General features: G+C 41.0%; 20 protein-coding genes. 1 reads left to right on the forward strand and 19 read right to left on the reverse strand.

The features are described from left to right. Positions 1 to 426: 426 nt before the first annotated feature. From MHB37_RS23370 to MHB37_RS23390, 5 genes are all read right to left on the reverse strand, one after another. The gene (locus MHB37_RS23370; protein ID WP_076104344.1) at positions 427 to 1566 is read right to left on the reverse strand and encodes a 5-methyltetrahydropteroyltriglutamate--homocysteine S-methyltransferase; all 1140 of its coding nucleotides are present in this window, start codon (positions 1564 to 1566) and stop codon (positions 427 to 429) included. Positions 1567 to 1738: 172 nt separating this feature from the next. After that, complete coding sequence (locus tag MHB37_RS23375) at positions 1739 to 2503, reverse strand: GNAT family N-acetyltransferase (protein ID WP_405168580.1); 765 nt, start codon at positions 2501 to 2503, stop codon at positions 1739 to 1741. A gap of 244 nt (positions 2504 to 2747) precedes the next feature. Next, positions 2748 to 2939 carry a hypothetical protein gene (locus MHB37_RS23380; protein ID WP_076130223.1) on the reverse strand — a complete coding sequence of 64 codons (192 nt, stop codon included), beginning with the start codon at positions 2937 to 2939 and terminating at the stop codon, positions 2748 to 2750. 77 nt (positions 2940 to 3016) lie between these two features. Then, positions 3017 to 3367 carry an MmcQ/YjbR family DNA-binding protein gene (locus MHB37_RS23385; protein ID WP_076217962.1) on the reverse strand — a complete coding sequence of 117 codons (351 nt, stop codon included), beginning with the start codon at positions 3365 to 3367 and terminating at the stop codon, positions 3017 to 3019. A 23-nt stretch (positions 3368 to 3390) separates the two neighbouring features. Then, the gene (locus MHB37_RS23390) at positions 3391 to 4014 is read right to left on the reverse strand and encodes a hypothetical protein (RefSeq protein WP_341143388.1); all 624 of its coding nucleotides are present in this window, start codon (positions 4012 to 4014) and stop codon (positions 3391 to 3393) included. A 97-nt stretch (positions 4015 to 4111) separates the two neighbouring features. Here MHB37_RS23390 and MHB37_RS23395 point away from each other — a divergent pair, with 97 nt between their 5' ends. Beyond that, on the forward strand, positions 4112 to 4309 hold the full coding sequence (locus tag MHB37_RS23395; protein ID WP_076130220.1) for a hypothetical protein: 198 nt from the start codon (positions 4112 to 4114) through the stop codon (positions 4307 to 4309). 139 nt (positions 4310 to 4448) lie between these two features. Here MHB37_RS23395 and MHB37_RS23400 read toward each other — a convergent pair whose 3' ends face one another. The 14 genes from MHB37_RS23400 to MHB37_RS23465 form a co-directional block, all read right to left on the reverse strand. Further along, positions 4449 to 5024, reverse strand: coding sequence for a dihydrofolate reductase family protein (locus MHB37_RS23400; protein WP_076307288.1), 576 nt, complete (start codon positions 5022 to 5024; stop codon positions 4449 to 4451). Between the two features lie 199 nt (positions 5025 to 5223). Continuing rightward, complete coding sequence (locus tag MHB37_RS23405) at positions 5224 to 6696, reverse strand: amidase family protein (RefSeq protein ID WP_341143389.1); 1473 nt, start codon at positions 6694 to 6696, stop codon at positions 5224 to 5226. Positions 6697 to 6733: 37 nt separating this feature from the next. Continuing rightward, a complete protein-coding gene (locus tag MHB37_RS23410; RefSeq protein WP_341143390.1) occupies positions 6734 to 7192 on the reverse strand; it encodes a GNAT family N-acetyltransferase in 459 nt (152 codons plus the stop codon). A gap of 154 nt (positions 7193 to 7346) precedes the next feature. After that, the gene (locus MHB37_RS23415; RefSeq protein WP_405168581.1) at positions 7347 to 8456 is read right to left on the reverse strand and encodes a hypothetical protein; all 1110 of its coding nucleotides are present in this window, start codon (positions 8454 to 8456) and stop codon (positions 7347 to 7349) included. Between the two features lie 114 nt (positions 8457 to 8570). Next, positions 8571 to 9635 carry a serine hydrolase gene (locus MHB37_RS23420; protein WP_076184224.1) on the reverse strand — a complete coding sequence of 355 codons (1065 nt, stop codon included), beginning with the start codon at positions 9633 to 9635 and terminating at the stop codon, positions 8571 to 8573. 202 nt (positions 9636 to 9837) lie between these two features. Then, a complete protein-coding gene (locus MHB37_RS23425; RefSeq protein WP_405168582.1) occupies positions 9838 to 11022 on the reverse strand; it encodes an MGDG synthase family glycosyltransferase in 1185 nt (394 codons plus the stop codon). A gap of 223 nt (positions 11023 to 11245) precedes the next feature. Further along, complete coding sequence (locus MHB37_RS23430) at positions 11246 to 11869, reverse strand: HXXEE domain-containing protein (RefSeq protein WP_076194975.1); 624 nt, start codon at positions 11867 to 11869, stop codon at positions 11246 to 11248. A gap of 23 nt (positions 11870 to 11892) precedes the next feature. Continuing rightward, complete coding sequence (locus MHB37_RS23435) at positions 11893 to 12474, reverse strand: TetR/AcrR family transcriptional regulator (RefSeq protein WP_076184227.1); 582 nt, start codon at positions 12472 to 12474, stop codon at positions 11893 to 11895. A 183-nt stretch (positions 12475 to 12657) separates the two neighbouring features. Continuing rightward, positions 12658 to 13098, reverse strand: coding sequence for a DUF6678 family protein (locus MHB37_RS23440; protein ID WP_081386470.1), 441 nt, complete (start codon positions 13096 to 13098; stop codon positions 12658 to 12660). 95 nt (positions 13099 to 13193) lie between these two features. Beyond that, positions 13194 to 13634 (reverse strand): GNAT family N-acetyltransferase, encoded by a 441-nt coding sequence (locus MHB37_RS23445; protein ID WP_405168583.1) that lies wholly within the window; start codon positions 13632 to 13634, stop codon positions 13194 to 13196. A 178-nt stretch (positions 13635 to 13812) separates the two neighbouring features. Continuing rightward, positions 13813 to 14667 carry a hypothetical protein gene (locus tag MHB37_RS23450; RefSeq protein ID WP_076279212.1) on the reverse strand — a complete coding sequence of 285 codons (855 nt, stop codon included), beginning with the start codon at positions 14665 to 14667 and terminating at the stop codon, positions 13813 to 13815. Positions 14668 to 15403: 736 nt separating this feature from the next. Further along, on the reverse strand, positions 15404 to 15862 hold the full coding sequence (locus MHB37_RS23455) for a hypothetical protein (RefSeq protein ID WP_341143396.1): 459 nt from the start codon (positions 15860 to 15862) through the stop codon (positions 15404 to 15406). Between the two features lie 916 nt (positions 15863 to 16778). Continuing rightward, positions 16779 to 17918 carry a DUF4367 domain-containing protein gene (locus MHB37_RS23460; RefSeq protein WP_339188026.1) on the reverse strand — a complete coding sequence of 380 codons (1140 nt, stop codon included), beginning with the start codon at positions 17916 to 17918 and terminating at the stop codon, positions 16779 to 16781. Next, positions 17900 to 18448 carry an RNA polymerase sigma factor gene (locus tag MHB37_RS23465; protein ID WP_076279283.1) on the reverse strand — a complete coding sequence of 183 codons (549 nt, stop codon included), beginning with the start codon at positions 18446 to 18448 and terminating at the stop codon, positions 17900 to 17902. The genes MHB37_RS23460 and MHB37_RS23465 overlap by 19 nt, the downstream gene beginning before the upstream one ends. Positions 18449 to 18465: the final 17 nt, after the last annotated feature.

An 18465-nucleotide genomic window follows, 5' to 3' on the forward strand; every position in this document is an offset into this window, starting at 1 on the left:
TTAGGCTAAATCACCCCCGTTTATTTAACGGAGGTGATTTCTTTTATATTGAGCGTGGCACAAAAACTCCGTAAAGCTCAATCATATGCTCGCCCTGGAGATAATTAGGGAAAACCTCCCTAATATTCTGAGGATTCTGGTCACCAGACTAATAATCAGGGAATTCCTCCCTGAAATTTAGCTGATTTGGCGGTAAATCTTGATATTGCTCTGTTTTTAGGGAGTTATTCCTTAATTTCATTCATTTAGAGCAATTATCGGCTTTTATTAGGGAGGTTTTCCCTAATCCTCCGTCACGGTATAGATAGAACTAGCCAAGTATATCGGTAAAATCGCTGTAGAACAAAATACACCTTTAACTATACGGATAAACATCCGAATGGCTAAAGGTGCATTATCTTTATCTCTGTCTATTTTTAATTAAAGTTAGTTCCAGATCTCTTCAGCAATTTCTTTAATATAAGCAAGCTTACGCCATTGCTGCTCTTCAGTCAGGTGGTTGCCTTCTTCCGTGGAAGCAAAGCCACATTGCGGGCTAAGGCAAATCCGGTTTAGATCAACGTATTGCTTCGCTTCCTCAATACGCTTCAGAATATCCTCTTTGCTTTCAAGCTCACCAAATTTGGATGAGAACAGACCTAACACAACCTGCTGATTGTCTTTCAAGAAGCGCAATGGCTTGAAGTCGCCTGCACGTTCGGTATCAAACTCCAGATAATAACCCGAGTAGTTATTGATATTAAGAAGCGTTTGCGCGATAGGCTCGTAACCTCCACCTACTCCAGCATAAGTCGAAACATAATTGCCCCGGCATACATGGGTCGTTACAACAAGATCTTCCGGCAGACCCGTTACAACTTCCTCGTTCAATTTTGCCAGTTCGCTTGCATATTCAGCTACGTTCACGCCAATCTGATTCATAAACGCTATAAACTGTTCGTCGCAAAGCGCTCCCCACGTACAATCGTCGATTTGAATACTGCGGCAGCCCGCTGCATAGAAGGCAAGAATCGATGCTTTGTATGCTTTGGCAATATCCGAGATAAGCTCTTCACGATTCGGGTATAATTCATTTGTGCTCTCCTTGTTTTCCGCCCGATCTAGCTCGAACAGGAATTGTGCAGCCGCAGGAATCGATTGACGCGCAACAACGTCCTCACCAGCAGCATCTTTTAAAAATTCATAATGCGAAACAAAAGGATGGCTGCTGTAGCTTATTTTCCCGGTCAGTCGGGCTGTTTCTGGTCTGGACTCTGCACCGTTAAATTGGTAACCTTGATCAATAATTGTCCGTTCTACACCGTCAAGTCCCCAGAAGAAGTCGAGGTGCCACCAAGAGCGGCGGAATTCACCATCGGTTACCGCTTGAAGACCCACCTCTTTTTGTTTCTGCACGAGCTTAACGATTTCGTCGTTCTCTACTTCCTTCAACTGCTCGGCAGTAATTTCACCATTCTTGAATTTTAATCTAGCCTCTTTCAACGCTTGGGGGCGCAGGAAGCTGCCCACGATATCATATCGAAATGGAGTAACGGTTCGTTTTTGGGGTTTGGTCTGAATGCTCATATATTAATCTCCTCGTAAACAAATTATTAGAATTAATATAGCATAACCGACTGACTATACCGATCTACCAATGCGCTATGGCAGGTTATAAGTATTAACTATAGCTAGATTCAGCGTGATAATTAGAAGGGCATGCCAAAAAAGAAAGAGGCGCATGAGTAGCGCCTCTTCTTTAACAAATCATATCGACGGAAATTACATAGTAATTAAACTCCGCAGTCACCTCGAACCCAACCGACTGATAGAGGGATAATGCATTTCTATTTTGAGTGACCACGCTAAGACGAATCTGGGAATTCTTCTGATCTCGCAAGATTTTAACTACCTCTGAAAGAATTTCACGACCGTATCCTCTACCTTGACACGAAGGAAGCACACAAAAATCATGTATAACCGCAGTATTTGTATCTAAATCATTGACTCTAATCATCCCAACCGGAATCATGTTGTCCACAGCAATGTAAGTAATCCGTGCCGGTTCTCTGGTACGAGTTAAATAATTCCTAGTCCAGGACTCTGAATCACCAAAGGCTTGTGATGAACATTTAACCATGAACTCTAAATCCTGATCTTCTTCCAATCGCACAACTAAACCGGAGTGGCTTGATCCAGCGATTTGTGCCCGATTAAAAACCATGAGGAATTCAGACGGTGCAGCACTTGCCCCTAAATGCCGGATATAATCCATCCCTGATTCAGAATTAGAAGGTATCCTAAAACGGGAAGTTTGTATGCCTTGTATTTGCATATCTGCTGCGGCACTTTTCAGTAAGTCGTGGAATACCCCTTGGCGACGAAAGTCCGGGTGAACCATTCCGTTAATATTAGCTTCGATGCCATCCGAAGTATACCAACTGAGAAATCCAACTAATTGGTTATCGATCTGGCACAAGAATGCCTCATCTCCGTCTATCTCCTTAAGGCTTTCTATACCCACCCTCAAACTTGACCTGTCGGACGTCTTGCAAAGTTGTTCTAATATCCGGATTTGGTCAATGTAATGCTTTGAAAAGTCTTTCATTATACTAATGTTATATTCTTGCATCTAGTACCCTCATTAAGAAGGAAATACGCAGTTTATGGACGAGTAGGCGTTATCCTTCTAAATTCTGTCCACCTAATGATAGTTACCAATGGAACCGCCTCCTAAAAGTCAATATCTTCACTCTAAACCAGGGTAATCATAAAACAAACCTTATAACTAAAAAAATGACGGCAATTATAGCCACAACGATCAACAGATTGGTTACCTCGCTCCAAAATCCAGGAACGCCTTCAGTATGATATTTTTGCGCATTTACATCATGGTTTGCTTTATGGCCTCCAGGGTCCGTCATATTGGGATTAGGTCCTGAATTAAAAAAGTCAGACATAAAAACAACTCCTTTCCATGATTATAAACCATATTATACCAGTTCATTACCATTTAAACGACAAATTAATGCCATATTCAGTAGATCGTTTGTCGGAGGCTCTTGGGAAGATTTTGGACAACCCTATCGTAAGAATGATCAATCATTAAATAGATATCCGACTCTGGTAAGGAGCCATCCAAAACAATCGTATTCCAGTGTTTTTTGTTCATGTGGTATCCTGGCCGAACGCTCTCATGCTGCTCTCGCAAGTTCCCTGCAATCACCGGATCACATTTTAGATTTATGTAAGCAGAATTCCCCTTATTCTCAAAAATAAGCGCGAACATTTTACCGGCAATCTTAATCACCAATGGATCGAATCCGAAAGGATAGTCCTTTGTTGCTCCGTTCTTTTTTAAACAGTATTCAATAATATTATGGGTCAAAATCAGTCCCTCGCCTTCTCAGCCTAACCAATTTGAGAATAAAAATAAGATAAGTGTTCCTTTGATAAGGCTTTATCGATTAGTTCTTTATCATAGCCATTTTTTTGTAATGCAGCGATAATCGCTTGTGTCCTATCTGATCTTTTTCGTCTTAAATTAGATTCCAACTGTATTTCTAACGGAACCGTAGGAATAGTATACGGTCCGATCTCCACGTTTTTGAAATGGCTCCAAATGAATTGTCCACCTTCCCATATCCCCCCACCATCCATAGAATCAGGAATTCCAGCTGAATTGGAAATATGAACAACCTCCACCTTAAATCCATCGATTATCCAACTCCCTTTTGTCCAAGAAAATCCCGAAGAAAAGGTTTGAGTGAATGTAGGTTCTTCTAAAGAAGATAACCAGTTATCCCCATGAGGAAATTCACATTTATCCAAAAGGGAAAATTCTTTAAGAAGTTCTGCAAATTGGTCAGGCCCTTCCTTATTCCTTGTATAAATATCAACGTCTCCTGGGGTCATTTCACAGCCCTGAAGAACCGAACCGACCGAGCCAACCAAGATCCATTCTAAATTCGAATTCATTTTGGATGAAAAATAAAGTTCACATACCTTTGACAAAGCTTTTGTCCAGCTAAACATAACTTCACCCCAAATTAACTAGTAAGTTCAAGTGCACGAAACCTGAATAACCTCAAATACGTTAAAGTATTATACAAATCCACAGGAGGTTTTTAAAATGAGATACAGTGCTGCAGGCGCACCAATAATCTGTCCTTGCTGTCAAAACGATACTTTTGATCTGGATTATAAACTGCTTAACACAAGCGGCGCATCATTTTTAGGCTTTGACTGGGCGAACAAAAACGCTGCCATCCTTATTTGTAAGCGATGCACCCATATTTCATGGTTTATGAAAGAACCAACATCTGATTAGTGTTTGGTAAAAATAAAGTATTAGACTGGATCCATTAAAAGAAGCAGCGGCGGACCAAGACTTGATAAATAAAGTCTTAGACTGCCGCTGTTGTCGTTCCAATAACGTTCCCCGTGAGCAATCACCTTAAGTGACAAGGTTATCTTACCGTCTGGTAAACGAGACCTATGGCTCCAGAATCAAAGGTCTTGTTTTCGATTAGCTTAAGATTTCTCTTCTCCTTGAGACCTTGGAATAATGGCAATCCCTTACCGATCAGGACGGGAGAAACCGTAATTTTATACTCATCAATTAAATCAAGCTGCATAAGGTGGTGTGCGAATCTAGGACTGCCGAGGATGACCATATCCTTGCCGGGCTGCTGTTTGAGGATATTGATCTCTTTCTCGACAGCTTCTTTCACGAGTCTGGAATTATTCCATTCGACTTTCTCCAGCGTCGTGGAAAAAACAATTTTGGCTGTCTTTTCGATCCACTCGGCGTGATTCCGTTCATGCTGCGAAGCTGATGGGTTCGAAGGGACAGATGGCCAGTAACTGTGCATCATCTGATAAGTCCCACGTCCCCAAATGACAGTGTCGGCAGTACTCAGAATTTCTTTCGCATGGTTCTCCAAATCAGCATCGTAGGAAACCCAGCCAATGTCCATTTCACCATTCGGCCCTTCTACAAAACCGTCAAGCGATGCGTGAAGAAATAGAACGAGTTTTCTCATTTTCAGTTCTCCTTTGTTCATGAGGGATATCTACATTAGACATTAACTACATTTTAGCAGAATTCAACTTGGGTTGTTTCTTATGGATTGCTAATCTCAAACGCTTTTTTCTTCACTTTGGTATTTTTATCCACATCAACATATTAGCAAACGTACGTTCGTTTGTAAATGCACCTTTTTCTAATTTTCAATTCATCTTTCATTTCTTTAGAGCCGGCATTTTCCTGTGTTTCGTTTGTTGTTCGAATGCAAATGCAATCCGAATGAGTGTCGGTTCACTAAATGCCGTTCCTGCAAATGTGATCCCAAAGGCTCTTCCATTCTCTTGAAAGCCTGCGGGCACTGCTATAGTTGGATAACCTGCTCTAGCACTTAAATCAGCTCCGACATAAGCAGGAAACAGGATTGCATCCAATCCATACTTTTCTAAAGCATGATCGATCCCCATATTTTGCGAATAATATAAGTCAGAGATAGACTCTACTATATATTCCGAATGATTCAACGGTTTATCTAGCTGTGATCGATAGTTCAGCATATCTTGTCCATATTTCAAAGCCTTTTCCGAATTCCGCTCGTTCCATTCCATCAATTCATTTAGGTTATGGACAGGAAGTTGAGCCGGAAGGTTATATAAGTAATTTTCAACGGAATGCTTAAATTCAAGATTCATTTTGTTATATTTCCACTCTCTATGGAACGATGGAATATCTATATCTTCTATTATGTTGGCTCCAGAACCTTTTAATTTAGCCACAGCATCATTAAATAAATGTTCATCATATTCACCCATGTCACAATAATTCTTAGGTAGAGCATTTCTAAAAACGCCTATGGTCGCTTTATTTAATCCGTCTTTATCCAAAAATGCTGTGTAGTCCATAGTAGAATATTCATTTTTCCAAGTAGCAGGATCACTTTCATCTTTTCCCGTAAGCGCATTTAATAAGATCGCAACATCTGTCACATTCCTTGCCATAGGTCCAGCTGTATCCTGAGAATATGACCATGGAATTATGCCTGATCTACTTATTAGACCTACAGTTGGCTTTAAACCAACTATTGCGTTTTGCACAGCTGGACTTAAAATAGAGCCAGACGTCTCTGTCCCCACGGCTACTGTTGAAAAGTTGGCTGCAACGGAAGCGGCAGAACCCGTACTGGAACCTCCCGGAAAATGATCACCGTATGGATTTTTGGTTTGTCCTCCTATTGAGCTATACCCAGCCCACATGGATGATGACATCCCATTTGCCCATTCCGTCATATTTGTTTTTGCAAGTATAATGGCCCCAGCATCCCTTAGTTTTTGGACAAGAAAAGCATCGTTCGAGCTAACATGGTTTTCCAAAGCTAATGCGCCCGCAGTTGTATGCATTTTATCATTCGTTTCAATATTTCCTTTCAATAATACAGGCACACCATGTAGAAGACTTCGTGCTCCGCTTAATTTCCTTTCCTGATCTAATGCCTCGGCAAAATAAATCGCATCTGGATTCATTTCCATAATAGAGTTTATCATGGGACCACTCTGGTCAAACGTTGCTATCCGATACATGTAATACATAACAAGTTCCCTAGAACTAACATCCCCTCTATCCATTGCATCCTGCAGTTCGAGTATCGTTATTTCTTCACTCTTTATTTTTGTTAATTCGAAGATATGTTCCATGATAACTCCTGCTTTCCATTTGGGTCATTTGGGTCATTTATGTAATAGTGTAATGTTCATATATTTTGGTGGGCCGTCCCCACTCGAAGTTATCCAGACCTATTTCCTTAAATCCATATTTCTCATAATAAAGAATATGATCCGTCGCCAAGTAGACTTTTGCATAACCTAGTTGCCCAGCTATTTTTCTGGCATGCTCCAACAAAACGGCTCCCAGTGCTTTGCCCCTCTCACTTTCGTCAATAAACAATGGCGCAATCCAAGGTGATAAATCTTTTCGAGTTATAAATTCCTGCTCAATTAATTGATAAAACCCGATGATTACATCATGTTTCAACAGCAAAAATGTAAAAGGGAACTCCTCATCTTTTGAGATTAAACTTTCTTGTATATTGGGGAGCACAGCTTGTTGTACTTTTGGCCACCGTTTTTTGACATACTCAATAAGCTCATTTTGACGAAGAGGGCATTCTTGTAAGGATTTAATATCTAGCATCTAACCATCCCTTCTTGTAAAAAGAAATTCCTATACCCATGCCTGCTCTCACAATAGTCATCCACCAGCTCTCAAAATGCAGAGCAGCAAGCCCCGAGTGGGGCTTGCTGTAGGTTGTAAATACTAAAGTAGTTTATAACGCTGGTTCACTTCATTACTTGAAAACCGGTGTATAGATCAGGCAGCGCAGAGTCTTCTCCGGATAGCGCAGCTCTACCGTGTAGGAGCTACCGTCTTTCAGTTTGACCAAGACCGCTACTACTCCGCTTTTGTCATATGCACTGTCTTTAATGATAGATGAGCTGGTTATCGCACGGGTCTCACCCTGCTTGTCCACCACAATGGATTTAGCGGCTTGAAGCCAGCTGGAATCCTGGCTAATCTGTTTATTCATAGCTGCTGTAATCGGCGTTCTCTTATAGGACAGGTCCACTATCGTGGTATCAAGTACGGTCCCGCTCTTTGCATCCACGAACGTATTATACATGAAATAAGACTTATCCTGAGCCCGCAGTGTCTCTGCACGGTAAGGTAGAAAATTAACGAACCATTGCCCTTTCGAATCAGGAAAAGGTTTATAATATGAGGTCTGAGCCTGCAACTTTGAGAGATCGACACCGAATAGACGGCTTACGCTCTCTTCTGCTCTGCGTAGGGCTTCATCCTGACTGATGTCCTTCTTATCTGGCTGTGCCACGACAAGATTGAGGCTTACCACATAATTAAAGCGATAATTCCAGTCGATCAATTGCAGCATTTCTTCATCAGTCAGTTCGCGCTTAGGAATTACATAGGTAAATTTGCTTTGATCCAGATAAAATTCGGAACTCCCTGATTTCAAAGGTAGCTTCTGCTTGGGCCGTAAGCCATCGTACTTGTATTGATCATCCAATAACATCCGCCGCTTATTCTCCTGGTCCGTAAATTGCCGCGTAAGCTGTTCATCCTTGCCAGTGAGCCTGGCCTTCTCTGCATACTCATTAATCTGCTTAATTTCTTCAGCAGTGACTGTGCGCTCAAAATACGACTTGATCGTCGAGACCGGTGTTTTGGTTGCAACCTTAAGTACCGGGATCTGGCTGCTCGCCAGTTGAACAGCTGGCTTCTGGTTGAGTTCTTGCGTGTAGGAAACGTTCGCTTGAGACATATTCTGGTTCACTGTAGTATAAGCGACGATTTTGGGCACTGCCAAAGCAGTGAGGGCTAGCAGACCACCGGAAATCGCGATCACCCCGAGGGCTGATTTCACATTTTTACTCTTCATTTCTCATAACCTCCATAGTGTAAGTGGGCTTGACTTACATGTACTTTAAGATACGAATGTTATAAAGTACGAAGCCCCTTGTTATGAAGTTGTAAAATCATTTACAGACTCGTTTTAAATATTGGAGCCAAGCAACAGATCAAGAATTGGGAAGCATACGCTGCCCATGTTGACATAGTCACAATTACTCATAACAGAAATAGCGATTTTTTTATCGGGAAGCAGGAACAAATTACTCAAGAATCCAGTATCCCAGCCGGAATGTGAGAGAATACGAGAACCCTTATATTCTCCTAGAAACCAGCCTAACCCTATCTGTGCATTTTCCGGATCATAGCCCGTTTGTGCATGAGGTTTCCACATTTCATTATAGCTACCTGGCTGGAGGACTTCATTGCCGTTCCCGGCTGTTCCACCGTTTAGATGCATTAGCAGATATTGGCACATATCTTCGGCATGGGTATATAAAGTGGAGCTAGGTGCATGGGCCCTGTTATATGGAAAAACACTACTAACGCAGCCACCACATTCATGGGTAGCTCCAAGCACATGAGGTGCAGCAATATAAGCTTCAACCTCCTGTTTAAGAAAAGAACTGGACTGCATTCCTGTCGGTTTCAGAATATTTTTTTCCATATACTGCTCGAAGCTCATATCGCTGACTTTTGCTATCATATCTCCCAAGATCTCATATCCTATATTACTATAGGCAAATTTCTCTCCCGGTTGGCTTAACAGCTTGTGGTGACCTATCCCTTTTACATATCGTTCAAGACTTTGCTCGTCGTATTCAGGGCGGTCCCACGCGTAATCTTCCTCATCAGGCATACCGGAGGTATGATTCATAAGCTGTCTTATTGTTATATTTTGATACCGCTCATCCTCTAACTTAAAATATGACAGGTATTTAGTGATGGGAGCATCCAATTCTACCTTACCACGCTCAACTAATTGCATAATGGCGGTTGCTACGAAGGTTTTGGAGACAGAGGCTTGGTGAAACAAAGTGCCACGAACAACAGGATCACCCGTCGATAAATTTGCCGTCCCATATTCACCAGTAAACAGAACTTGGTTGTCCTTTACGATTCCGGCCGCTAATCCCGGAAACTTTTCATTTTCCACGGACTTGATTAGCATTTCATGCAAAATATCCTCTATCTTCTGATTCGTGTACATTTTGACCTCCCCAATGACAATAAAGCACCATTTCCAATAAATTCACCCATACAAATAATAACATCTTATCGACCCTTTATCTGGTAATAAATAATTATAATCAAATAAACAGGTGCTTACTTGAAAAGGCAGCAATTCATTCCCCGAGCTTCCGAGCCAGCCTCCAATTAGAGGACCCACAATGCGTGGTCTTTCTACCTTGCTAATAATATCCATGAATCGTCTTCGCCTGCCCTTCAACAATCATAGATTTTACGGCTGAAACAGACGGCTGCCGCAGCTTGATAACCTCTAAAGCCTCAGTAACAATAGCATCCGCGGCTGATTTCCGGGAAAAACTCTTCATACCCTGTACCTTTTCATCCTTGTACCCAAGATGTTCCAATCTCTGAAGCTGCTCTACTAACTGCTCCTCGTCTCGGGCAATCTCTATTAAATTGTGCTCAGACAACCATTCTGCATTGCCTGCCTCCTGACCGGGGAGCGGACGATAGACAATTACAGGAAGTGCTAGAGCCATCGCCTCAGTCAAGGTAATCCCCCCTGCTTTGGTCAACAGACAGGAGGATATGCACATTAGCTCCTGCATTTCTTCTGTATAACCCCGTATGTGAACCCGAGGATTCTCTTGAAAAAGCTCTTCCGTAGCCTTCTGGAGCTTATGATTATTCCCGCACAATACCATTACATCAAAGTTTGATTGCTGCAGCGCCCTTATTATTAAATGGTTAATATCACTCAACACACCGTAAGCCCCTGCCGCAAGTAATAGATAATGCCGATTTCCATCTAGTCCGTGCTTACGTAAAAGGGCTTCACGTTCCTGAGTCTGTTCAAAAGCTTCACGAATCGGAATCCCGCTAACCACAAGCTTTTCTTCAGCAATACCTAATGACATCAGTTCTTCTTTCATGCTTTCCGTAGCGATAAAATACTTTGTGGTTTGTGGATGAAGCCATCTGCCATGAACCACATAATCCGTCATGACAGTGAAAAGGGGGATCCGTCTCCCCTTTGTTGATGCAAGCTCTGCAGCGGCCAAATAAGGAAAGGTATGAATGATAATATCCGGTCCGATCTCGTCGATGATCCTTTGCACTTTCCGCTTGCCCATAGAATGAATCCATCTGCCCATGAACTGGTCTGGGTTCATCTTGCTCGTCAACTTGTACACTAATCCATAAAATTCTTGAGTATAACCTGTGCTGTTCAGGTAGAATCTGCGGGACAGCTCATTCAGAGTAGGGTAGACTGCAGCGAAAAGATCCAAGGTGACAATCCGGCTGATCCCTCTACGTCTAAAAGAATGATCAATCGCTTCTGCTACTTTGAGATGCCCGTCTCCAAATACCGAAGTTACAATAAGCACTTTAGGATCTGTGTTCATGAGAAAGCTCCTTTTTCGCTTGGCCTTCTCTAACTCTAACTCTGAATCGTAAACAGATAGTGATGAGATCCTCAACAGAATATTAACTTCAACATTTTCATAGCGCGAAGCAAACGAAGAAATCCGCAGAAAAAAACACAGTGCATCAACCTCCAGTAACGATAGGATTAATGTTCTGTGTTTAGTTAAAGGCCAACTGAACCTTCTGGTGGGTTATGAGGAGCTACTTATGAAAAGACCATAATTGCTTTTGCGAAAATTTGTGAATGGAGTTTTTGTTTTTCATCCATGTATTTCCTTTCACTATTAAAATATAAACAGCTATGGCAAAATAAATTGCGCTCCAAATCCAGTCTGAGAGGGTTATTAAATGATGCTCATATAAGTAGTTGATGTACCAGATCCCCACCGGCAAATGCACAAAAATTGCGGAGACTAATCCTGGATTATACATGCTTTTTGCTCTTATATTAATGACGACTCCATGGAAAATGATTTGGAAAAAGCCCATTAAAACAGGTGCCATCCCCAGCCATACTACTGACGGGAAGAATACAGGGAGCAAGTAGAACACATAGGCGATGACCACATTAATAATCATTGCCGACTGTTTATTTAATGGATAGTTGTCAGGGGATTCACTTTTAAAAAGGGCTATATTGAATATGCCTGGAAAGTACCCTGGCCAGCGGTATTCCTCAAATTGATGAAGAAGGATCGCCACAAAGCTTAACCATAATATGCTGTTTATCCGCGGTATTGTTTCCCAATTCATTAGAAGATACATGCATATAACAATGCCAATGAATAGTCCTATATCCTGCCAATATTTTCTTAAAAAATTCATTTAATCACCTCAATCTGAGTTTATTAATGAAAGTATCTTGCAAAGAGCAGGTCAATCTGTTCCTCTATAGGTGCAATCTTCACGGAAGCTCCTGTTTCTAGAATAGGACTCATAAGTGCCGGTAGAAAAAGCGCTCCAAAAATCTGCATCGTCATGGTCATCAGGTGTTCTGGTTGCTGTTCATCGGTTAACTCTCTTAAAGTATTTTGTATCTTAGGAAACCCTAATAGATTCAAAAATGATCCATATTCATGCTGGGAGGAGAAAACGGTCTTGCCCATCAGGATGATTCTGGAGAGCAATTCGGGATATTGAAGGATCACTTGCAAATAATCCAGTAAAAATTGCCTCAATCTATCTCGTGAGGATATAGAGAAATCGTCAAGTATGGCAAAGGTATGCTGAAAGCTGTTCAATATCAATTTGATGGACTCGCTAAACAAGTTTTCTTTGGACCCAAAGTAATAGTTAACTAGAGCGACATTCGTGCTTGAGGCTTCTGCAATTTTTTTTATAGTGATCCTTTCAAAGCCTTCTTGTTTGGTCAACTCCAGTGTGGCACGCATAATCTTCTCTTTTGTTTCCAACTTTTTGTCTGTCTCCATACGCAACCTCCAAGTATATTTCCTTTAATTTAAATGACATTTAAAATAACGTTTAAATTTAGTATTGCAATCTTTTTCCTTTTTGCAACTTTTATTTATCCGGAATCAAACCAAGTTTAAATGAAAAAGCAGCCGGTTGTTTGAGCGGCTGCTTACATGTTTTTATTAAATTAACGTTTCCTGTTAGCTTAATTGATTACCTTTGAAAAGTGAGTCTGTATTTGATATATATCCATAAATGAAAAATGTATTATTTTCTTCTCTATACGGAATTCTTAATTCATGTAAAATCGAAAGAAATTCTTTACTTATGTCAATTAATTCAGGAGGAAGCAGATTCCCCTTGTGCTTCTGATACCTTGGTCTAACCCGTATCCATTCTACAGAAAAAAAAGGTGAAAGTCCTTCTATCCAATCCCCTAAATACCAGACGTCGTTTTCGAAGTTCTCTGGATAAAGTATATCGTCTAAGACATACTTAGCTTGATATGGAGGGGTAAAAGGTAGTTTATTTAGTACATCACTTTGTAAGTTTCCCCACTTAGTGTCATTCATAACTGAACATAGTTGTTTCTGTTTAATAACTTCATGTACCCTTTTTTTAAAATCCTGTTCATAACCCACAATCAAAAATCCTCCTGAATAAACAACATAAATCCCACGCTGACCTGCCTGTATGTCATTATTGAGTTATCGTTTCCCGGTAAATTAATTCAAAATTAGTGTTTAATAATCTTATCAAAGCAGTATGAATCTTTGTCATAGCCATTATGCACATAGAAAGCATGGGCGTCGGTTCGCTTAAATCCGCTACATAAAATAATACTTGATATTCCCATTTCTTTAGCATAATTCTCAGTGTGTCTTAGTAGTTCTGTACCTATCCCACTATGCTGTAATTCCTTTTTAACGGCAAGCCCTTGAATATGTAGATAACCATTCGAAGACCCTACGGATAACGCCTGAACTATAGTGACAAAACCAACCACTTCATTTTCAAATAATGCAACGAATGTTTTATAATTTCCAGCCTTATTCATGTTTTCCATAGTAACTCGAAAATTTTCAATATTAACATTGCGAACACCAAGTACATCATTCCATAAAAAAACCACTTCAGTGTAATCATTTGCTACAACTTCTCGTATCTTAATTTCCATCCCCTCCTTTATAGAAATATTCAAGCAAAGGATTCGACAGTGGATGAAGCAATCCTGCCCGTTACTTCAACAAATAAAAAAGGAGCATTGCCATGGCAATGCACCTCAGCTATCGTTTCCCGTAAGCTTTATAGATTGCCTCTTTTTCAGCCTGCAATCCCTAGAATCCAATCTCTCATTAGTTTGTTGATTTATAATATTCTGATAAAATGCCCTCTAAAACTTGCTTATAATCGTTTTTATTATAAGAAGAGTTATCAACTTTTATCTTGGTAATGTTTAATCTGGTAAAAATCTCTTTTTCTAGTTCCCTTCTTGCTTTAAGAACCTGCAGTGTTCCATCTAACCCTTTATAATTTTGTGTTTTTCCATACCCCTGGTTCGTGTAATATTCAATAAATCCCTCTGACCATTCCTGAGGTCTTTCCTTTACAGCCTTTCTGAAAGAATGATCAAGATCATTCTGCTGTACGTATATCAACAATGGATTCAGCCGCTCTACAATTGTTGCCAGTTCAATAACATAACTTATAACGTCTTCCTTCTCCGCACCATGTTTAATCATGCCTATAGTTACAGGGTTTTGTATAAAACAACAATCAAAAACAAAGGTGTCTGCGCCATACAAAACACGATCCGCAAACTTCGTCCATCGTTCTGTTATCAGTTTCCTATTTTGATCTAGCGGCAATTCATAAATATCATGTTTAAAAACTGCGCGATGCAATTCATCTGGAAAACTTGACCAGACTTCACTTTTTATTTTCCGATATTCTAGGAAGTAATCGTTATCTTGTTGAATCATTAGATTACTCAACAAATCTTTAAACTTTTTATGGGTATTCAATAATTCATCCCATTCAGTTTTCTTAAAGAAAGCGACTCCATCATAATCAGCAGGATGTTCCAAATTACCTTCTAAAAATAGCTGGGATGTAATGTTCACTTCCGTAAGAATTTCATGAACGAGCTGAGCAGTTGTTGTTTTACCAGATCCTGGCATTCCCTCAATCAAGACTAATTTCGATCGCATAATAAATTTCCTCCACTCGCTAGTAGAAGGATAAACAGGTAGGAATCAATAGAGATGCTGTTTCCCACAAATAAAAGCGGATACCATCAGGTATCCGCAGGATGGGTATATGATACACCTTTCCCTGCACACCTTGTAAGATTAAAGAAAAGCACACCTAATAAAATAGTGTAATCACTATTTCAGGCATTCTTTCAAATTGTTAATCTTTACAGAGTATTCCACATGATAAGGTTTATGCTCCTTTGTTAGCATCTCTATCGTTTAGATTAACAGTAAGCATAGGTAAATACAATCAGGGACTTTCTAAACAATCCTGCCCGTTAGCTTAACGGAACTTCGATATTATTGTTATTATCTGATTTAGGATGAAGACGATTTTCTATCACAAAAAAATGATTAAAAATACCTACTACTCGTATTTTGTTATCTGCCTCTCCAAAAATTTTTGTTTCTGCTGTCATAAAAATAATCTGATGTGTGAGACTTGATGATTTCAAGTCATTAATAGTATAAAAGCAATTTGAGCTTTCGGAACTGTCACATTTAAGACCGTGAACCTTATGGAGGTAATTATCATAATATTGACTACTTGGTTTTGTATAAGCCATCACAAATAATAATATGGAAACGATTAGAAAAGCATATTTCTTCTTGATAAAGGCACCTCATCTCTTATGGATAATCGTACTATATAATACCGCATTTAACTGCCGAATAGTGCTTTTGAATACACTTATATCCACGTTTGAAACGATTTATTGACCATCTTAACATTGTTCATTTTTGCCCAACTCTTTAAATCCGAGATACCTTTATCTTCATCCTTTGAATACCTAAATGCCATATCTAATGGGACGATCTTCCTCCTGTAAGGTAATATCCCAATAACAGGTTTAAAGTACCCCCTGGTCATTATCACTTTAATATCCTTTGAATTAATAATATTTTTATTTAATATAATTTGCTCATTGGATAGGCATAACTCCGTTGGTTTCTTAAAAAATGTTCTGTACAATGCGAGTAACAATAAAACTAAACACAAAAGAACCACAGTTAACGAAGTGTAGAATACCCCCCTCTGATTCCATAATCTCAATCCAAGAATAGATTGACTCGATATAAGAGCAATCATGCCTATAATAGTTCCAATTCTGGATGGATTCTTAACTGGATATTTTATTTCCGTCAACATGGCTCCCCCCTGTTCAAATCCCATACCTTAGAATACCACATATTGGAAGTATCCTGCCCGTTAGTTGAACATAGGCAGCCGATCCATTGACCGACTGCCTGTGTGTCGTTATTGAGTTATCGTTTCACGTTAACGTAAAGTTAAGGTAATGAATCGACATGTGATTCGACTTCAAAAATAAATTCTTCGAGCTTATCGCAGTCAAACCAACCACTTTTTTCATTGATTTCATAAAGCACTTGAATTTTGCTGCTGGGGCAGTGGAACGCTATGTAACTTCCCCGTCCAAAATGAGCTAATGCCTGCACTAGGGCTTGTTCAGTATCTTTCCATGTAGCAAAACCGGCTTTGAGGCGCTACCGTCTCCTTTGTGTAACAGGATGTTTCCCGAGTTCAATCGTGTACGCATAGGTTCCATTCTTTCGTTTGCTGATACAGCCTCGCATCGTTATTCAGCCTCCTCGTTGATTTTCAGTCGTGTTACACTTGTACTGGAAAACAGAACAGCGGGATTGTCGTTATACATAGAGGACAAACTTGAACCACTGAAGACGGTCTTTATGTATAGAGGGCAGACTTCGAGTGTTACATTGCGCAGCAGTATAGCACACTGTACCCACTTGAGGTTTGCCCTTTTTTTGAAACTGGTTTTCATAATCCATCTTTTCCAGCTCTAATTATGCACTTTCTCTGGTTTAGCCCCTCCATGCTGCTCCTTATTCCGAGAGGCTATAATCTGCAATATCTTGCTACATTGCTACATTAATAATATGAATCGGAAGTTCATATGAGAGCAATGCAAGAATTCTTATAAAATCTCACGAATATGCAGTGCTTCGCATATGCAAAAAACGCTCGAGGGCTGTCCCGCTATCATAGATAGCGAAACAGTCCTGAGCGTAATATCTGTGTTCGTTTAATTCATCATACTTGCAGCAATACGGATGACCTCATCCTTGGTCAACTCAGATTTCTCCTGGCGAACCGACACATTATAGATGATCTGCGCTTCCGGGTCAGACCAGACTAGTCTATACTTATACCCCAGGTCAATCTTTTCGTTGCTGGAAGGTTCGAGATAAATGAGCTGCTTGCCGCCAATATCAATATTCTCCACCTTTGTCGTTTTGGTCCACATCAGGCTTTCTACCGGTGTAGCTTTTTCATCAACACGTGAGGCACTGATTCTCACCTGAATCTTCCCCTTCTTGTACACAAGTGTAGAAGAATCATAGGCAATATTCTCCGCCTTCTCCCGTTTCCAAGTCATCCGGAAGTTGTCTCCTAGGTCTATCTCGCTTTCACCTTTAAACTGCTTGTCATCTTCGACCTTTATAAAAGAAGGCTTGATAAACGCCTCGTCCAAGGTATACCCGTCCGGCATATATCCCGGTTGCTTCACTTCGGGAGCGTGGTGCTTCTCAACACTAGTCTTATAAGTGGAATAGTCCTTGACTATGATCGGCGGGCAGTATAACCCAAGATGAGATTCTTCTTTCCCGTCTTCACGTTTGATAACATAGGTGGCATACTCTCCAGGAAGCAGCAACTTCTCAATGGCATTGTAGCCCTTTGCATATTTCATCTTGTAGAGTTCATCCTCTTTGCTCAGCTGCGCTTTGGCCGGCCAGGGAATCAAGGGTTCATTCGGCTTCTCTATCATTCCACCTGATTTCGTTGCCAGAAGTGGCTTATAGGGCAGCACCTTGTACTGAATTTGGGCCCCCTGCCGGAGTTCACCGGAATACTGGGTATAACCGCCTCCCAACAAGACCATTACAAGTAGTGCCGCCACCCAGCCCTGCACCGGAATCCGCAGGATTCTCCTCCGGCTCCGCCCCGTTCCGGCTTCTGTCTTTAGCCTGCGCATAACGTTAGGAGCCCCTTCGTTTGACGGAAGTGTCTGCAGAGGGGTCTGCTCTTCTGCAGCAGGTAAGATCCCGCCAAGCCCGAGCGCTGTCATTACCTGTTCATGAACATCAACGGGGATGAAATTGGCGGACCGGTCTCCGTGCTTCAGAAACCGCTCCTCCGAGGTTAATTCACTCTTGTCCATAGTTGTTTCTCCTTTCTCTCCAACACCTTTTTAAGCTTGCCTTTGGTCCGTTCATATCTTTTGCGTACGGTAGCCGTACTGACACCCAGAATTTCGCCGATTTCCGCAAACGATTTATCTTCATAAATACGCAGAATCAACAAATTCCGGTCTTCCACATTCAGCTTCCCCAGGGCGGTCGAGACTGGCTCGCTGAACAGGCGGTCCTCGACCATTTGTTCGGCACTGTTCACCGCAACCTCCTGCCAGAGCAGCTTGCGCAATTGAAACTGAAATTTCTGCCGCCGCAACTGATTCAGACAATGGTGGTACGCGATCTTGTAGAGCCATGATACGAAATCCGCCTGCGGCTTGTATTGCCCGATATTCTGATAGGCCTTAATCAGGACATCCTGCACCGCATCCTCCGCCTCTTCCCTGCTGTTCAGCATCCGGAAGCAGTAGAGGTATATCCGCTGCTGGTACAGCTTGATTACATCTGAGAACAGGCGGGCATCTCCGGCCTGTATTCTCCTAATCTTCTCTTCCATAGAATCCACGTTGGTCT

Origin of the sequence: Paenibacillus sp. FSL H3-0286 (assembly GCF_045040705.1) — a bacterium.
Taxonomy (GTDB): domain Bacteria; phylum Bacillota; class Bacilli; order Paenibacillales; family Paenibacillaceae; genus Paenibacillus_AQ; species Paenibacillus_AQ odorifer.